The following is a 3,411-nucleotide window of genomic DNA, read 5'->3' on the forward strand; positions in this document are numbered from 1 at the left end:
CCTGTTTGGAACGGGCTACGCCGCTCTGGCTACTCTGGCTGCTGGCTTGACCGCGGCCGTCATGCTGACCTGGAGGGCCGTCGCCGGCGGTGGAACCTGGGCCGATGCCTTCTATGGGATCGGGGCGGTTATCCTGCTGGTGATCGCCCTGCTGCCCAACATCCGGCGCCTGCTCGCAGGCTCCGAGCGGGCGATCAGCCTGCGGCGAACCAAACCTCAACCGCGTAAACCCATCGGTTCCGGGCCGTCTGGCTGAGACCTGGCTGACCGCTCACAGCCACAAGGCATCCGATGAAACCGTGCGCTGGCCCACCGGCCAGCGCCTTCATTCTCGCCAGAGACCGAGGCGGGCAGGGGTCTTTCTGGCCGCACTGGGCTGCCAGCGACCCGATCCGCCTGGGGCGTGGTTGACAAGTCCGTCGCCCGGCGAGAGTTGGGGCCAGTGTCGGTTGACTAGGTCAGAACCGTCAGGGCACCCAGGCAGAATGCGGCCACCAGGCCGTACTCGAGGGCCCGGCGCGGGGTCAGATCGCCGCGGCGCAGCAACCGGGTGAGGCCCTGGCCGAGATAGGCAAGCAGGGCGAGGACCAGGGACTCGCGCAAGGGCGCGATCGGCCAGTAGTGAAACGCCCATGCCGCCTGAGCGACAACCAGGCCGATGAGGATGGCGTCCATACGGGCCGTGGCCATGGCCCGCTCCAGAATCAGCAGGCGCCACGACATGGCACTGGTGGCCACAAAGACGAAGGGAACCGCAAAGATAGCCCGCAGGTCCGTGGCGGTGATGGCAAACAACACCCCCGTCAGCAGCAGGTAGGAGAGCACTCGGATCAAGAACGAAGCCCCATCAAACCGAGGATCCTGCCGATCGACCACGATGAACTCGGCGGCGAGGGCCAGGAGCAGCAACAAATCCGAGAACGGCAGGCCCAGCAGCAGCAGGGTCCCGGCAGGAATCCGGGACAGAATCACGCCCAGGCCCAGCGTCGCCAGCCCGGGGATCACCCAGTGCTCCAGGGTGAGGGAGGATGGGCCGATCTGCGGGTGGCCGCGGATCAGCCAGTCGGTCCCGGCGATCACCAGGGCCGCTGTCAACGTCAGGAACACGGCCGGCGTGTCCAGGTCCAGGCGCACGACCAGTCCCAGGACGTCCATCTGGATCCGCACCGTTGGCAGCACGATCAGGCGCAGGAGCGAGAAGGCGAGCAGCACGATCGCGGCCAGCGTGCTCAGGCGGACGCGGTTGAGGCTGGGAAGGCGCTGGGCCATGCAGGCATTCTAGCATTCCCCCCGGAGGCGCGCCTCCGCCGCCTGCCGCCCAGCGCGATCCGGGCAGGCAGACGCTGGGTATAATCCGTTCGATGCTGGTCTTGGTGCTACTTGCGGGCTGGGGAGTGGGGATCGCCGTCAACGCCTTGGCGGACAACCTGCCCTATCGGCGTCGGCCGACCCGCTCGGATTGCCCAGGTTGCGGGGCGCGGCGCAGCCGCCTGGCCTGGTCGGGACTCATGGCCGCCGCCACCGGCCAGCGGGAATGCGCCTACTGCGGAGGCGGCGCCGGATGGCGGGCGGCGGTCGTCGAAGGGATGTGTGTGCTCGGGGCCGCCTGGTTGCTGCAGCGAAATCCGCAGCCGGCTTCCATGGTCCGGGATGGTTTGATCCTTGCGATCTACCTGCTGATCGTCGTGATCGATGTCGAACACCGCCTGATCTTGTTCGCGGTTTGCGTCCCGGCGGCGCTGGGAATTGGCGTGATGCGGTCGCTGGATCCCCAGCACGGGCTGGCCAAGACCCTGCTGGGCGGGCTGGCCGGTTTCGTTTCCTTCTACTTGCTGTACCTGCTGGGCGGCCTGCTCAGCCGCTGGATCGGCCAAGCCCGGCGTCAGCCGATCGAGGAAGTGGCCTTCGGATTTGGCGATGTGATGCTGGCCGGCCTGATCGGCATCACGGTGGGCTGGCCGGGGGTGACGGTGGCGTTGTTTCTGGGCATCTTGGCCGCCGGGCTGTTCAGCCTGGCCTACATCCTGGCGATGCTGATGCGCCGGCGCTACACGGCGTTCCTCCCCATCCCGTATGGGCCGTTCCTCGTCCTGGGTGCCGCGGCGGTCTACCTCGGCGGCCGCACGGCCTTTGAGAGATTGATCGGATAGCTCGTGAGCCCGCCGGCCGGACCTGCCCCACAGCGCCTCGGCCGTCGACTTGCAGACGCGTCGCGATTTCGTTACTGTCCCGCCTCAGCCCGGCGACCGTCCGCCCGTCTGCCCCTGGGGTACTACCCCCGTTCGGGCGGAGCCGCCTATAATGGCATCAGGCGGCGAATGCCCGCTGGCAGGACGACGGTCTTGGATCACAGCCATTGAGGGGAAGATGAAGCGCATGGCAGGCGCACTGAAAAAGGTTCGGTCCCGGCGGCGGCGCGGCCAGAGCTTGGTTGAGTTCTCGATTCTGCTGCCGCTGCTGCTGATCATGCTCTCGGGCCTGATCGAGTTCGGGATCCTGCTGAACTACTACCTGGACGTGATCGACGCCGCCCGCGAGGCGGCGCGCTGGGCCGCCGATGCCGATCCGATCCGTCATCCGGTCACCGGCGCCTACCTGAACCCGAATTCGCAGTTCTACACGGACGTGCAGCAGCTGACGAAGGAATCCTTGCTCGCCTCCTCGGACAACCGGATCGATTGGATCGACCACGATCCCCCCGGCGGGGTCGACGATGACGACGATGACTGCAACATCACGATCAATGGTGGCAATGACATTGTGATCTCCGCCTTCGGCGCCATGAATGGCGCGGTCACGGAGCGCTTCCCAGCCGGCTGGCCGAATGGGATGAACCTGTGCGGCCACCAGAACTCGGAGTTCACCAACGCTGAGATCGCAGCCTTGTTGGACCCGCTGGCGCCGACGACCGGGATGGTGCTGGTCGAGGTCTTCTACGATTACCACATGGTGATGGCCCTGCCCTGGATCACGGCTTTTGTTCCCGATCCGGTGACGCTGCATGCTTACAGCATCATGCCGAATGCCAATGTCGAACCGACGCCGACAACGACCCCGTAGGCCACCGATGACTGGGAGACCGATGGACGACCGACTGCAGCGTGGACAAGCCCTGGTCTTGATCGCCCTGGCCTTCATCGGTCTGGCGGCGTTCATCGGCCTGGCGGTGGATGCCGGGATCCTGTTCTCGGCCGTCGGCCATCTGCGGCGCTCGGTCGATGCCGCCTCGCTGGCGGCCGCCAACCAGTTCCGCGAGGGCCGGCCGGTCGAGGCCCTCGAGCGCTCGGCTACCGAGTTCATCAACCTCAACAGCATCGACCCGGCGACCGCCAATATCTTCATCTGCGACATCATTAACCCGACTCCGGATCCCGCCGTGCACGATCCGGCCTTGTGCCCTACCGGCGGCGA

The 3,411-nt window shown here is 66.5% G+C and carries 5 protein-coding genes; 4 read left to right on the forward strand and 1 reads right to left on the reverse strand.

Annotated features, from left to right (window positions below):
• On the forward strand, positions 1-256 hold a 256-nt coding region (locus tag MUO23_12180; GenBank protein ID MCJ7513715.1), incomplete at its 5' end, for a hypothetical protein.
• Between the two features lie 197 nt (positions 257-453).
• On the opposite strand, the gene MUO23_12185 is transcribed toward MUO23_12180, so the two are convergent.
• Positions 454-1,269 (reverse strand): hypothetical protein, encoded by an 816-nt coding sequence (locus MUO23_12185; GenBank protein MCJ7513716.1) that lies wholly within the window; start codon positions 1,267-1,269, stop codon positions 454-456.
• Between the two features lie 92 nt (positions 1,270-1,361).
• Between MUO23_12185 and MUO23_12190 the strand changes: the two genes are divergently transcribed.
• From MUO23_12190 to MUO23_12200, 3 genes are all read left to right on the forward strand, one after another.
• Positions 1,362-2,150 carry an A24 family peptidase gene (locus MUO23_12190; GenBank protein ID MCJ7513717.1) on the forward strand — a complete coding sequence of 263 codons (789 nt, stop codon included), beginning with the start codon at positions 1,362-1,364 and terminating at the stop codon, positions 2,148-2,150.
• A gap of 217 nt (positions 2,151-2,367) precedes the next feature.
• Positions 2,368-3,060, forward strand: a complete 693-nt coding sequence (locus tag MUO23_12195; protein MCJ7513718.1) for a pilus assembly protein — start codon at positions 2,368-2,370, stop codon at positions 3,058-3,060.
• Positions 3,061-3,067: 7 nt separating this feature from the next.
• Positions 3,068-3,411: Tad domain-containing protein (locus MUO23_12200; protein MCJ7513719.1), on the forward strand; the 344-nt coding region annotated here is incomplete at its 3' end.

This window comes from Anaerolineales bacterium (assembly GCA_022866145.1).
Taxonomy (GTDB): domain Bacteria; phylum Chloroflexota; class Anaerolineae; order Anaerolineales; family E44-bin32; genus PFL42.

Excerpts from the sequence above, each read along its gene's own strand:
- MUO23_12185 (MCJ7513716.1), bottom strand. The coding sequence starts at position 1,269 with ATGGCCCAGCGCCTTCCCAGCCTCAACCGCGTCCGCCTGAGCACGCTG.
- MUO23_12190 (MCJ7513717.1), top strand. The coding sequence starts at position 1,362 with ATGCTGGTCTTGGTGCTACTTGCGGGCTGGGGAGTGGGGATCGCCGTC.
- MUO23_12195 (MCJ7513718.1), top strand. The coding sequence starts at position 2,368 with ATGAAGCGCATGGCAGGCGCACTGAAAAAGGTTCGGTCCCGGCGGCGG.